Origin of the sequence: Geobacillus thermodenitrificans subsp. thermodenitrificans DSM 465 (assembly GCF_000496575.1) — a bacterium.
Taxonomy (GTDB): Bacteria; Bacillota; Bacilli; order Bacillales; family Anoxybacillaceae; genus Geobacillus; species Geobacillus thermodenitrificans.
Genome location: NZ_AYKT01000060.1, coordinates 1 through 630, shown reverse-complemented (window position 1 = coordinate 630; position 630 = coordinate 1). Strand labels below are relative to the sequence as shown.

The window sequence follows — 630 nt, the reverse complement described above, 5'->3', positions numbered from 1 at the left end:
CTTTGGAGGCGACGGGTTGAAGCGCCTCCACAATGGCTTCTTCATTTTTTCCAGAAGCAATGGAAAGGACATTCCGAGTCTGTGTGTCCATCACCGCTACTCCGTAATCATGTCCCTTTCGGAAAGCGAATTCATCCACACATACTACTGTAGGATTCGATGTTGGTAAAAGAGCCGGGGCATATTGATAAAACCAGCGTTCTACTGTCGTATAGGCGAGTTGTAACAAGCGAGCGACTTCTTGAATCGTTTTTCCGATGCATAACTGGGCGACCCAATGTTGAAACGATTCCGTCGCGATACTGTGAGACGGAAGTCCCGGATAAGAAACGGTGAACGTCAGAAAACAGGCTTGGCAACGCCGTCTTTCTATGGGAAGTTCAATCCAAAATAAACCGACCGTATTTGTATAGCCATGAATCCATTGTTTTCGTTTCGATGATATTTTGGTTGTCCGTCCGAAGCAAGTCGGGCAGATCGGACAATGAGGAGGGAGGGAAAGTTCAAAAATCCATCGTTCTCCCTCTTTTCGTTCTCCATGAATAAGAAAGCCTGGTAAAGTGATCAAATCTTTGATAAACTGAGATTGCATGCGAAATTTCCTCCATGGTTGATGGTTTGGTCACCTTT

Annotated in this window: 1 protein-coding gene; it reads right to left on the bottom strand. The window is 45.4% G+C overall.

Features of this window, described 5'->3' with window-relative positions; translation table 11 throughout:
- Window positions 1-592 (bottom strand): helix-turn-helix domain-containing protein (locus DSM465_RS0117955; RefSeq protein ID WP_029761981.1); only part of this gene is annotated, 592 nt, incomplete at its 3' end.
- Window positions 593-630: the final 38 nt, after the last annotated feature.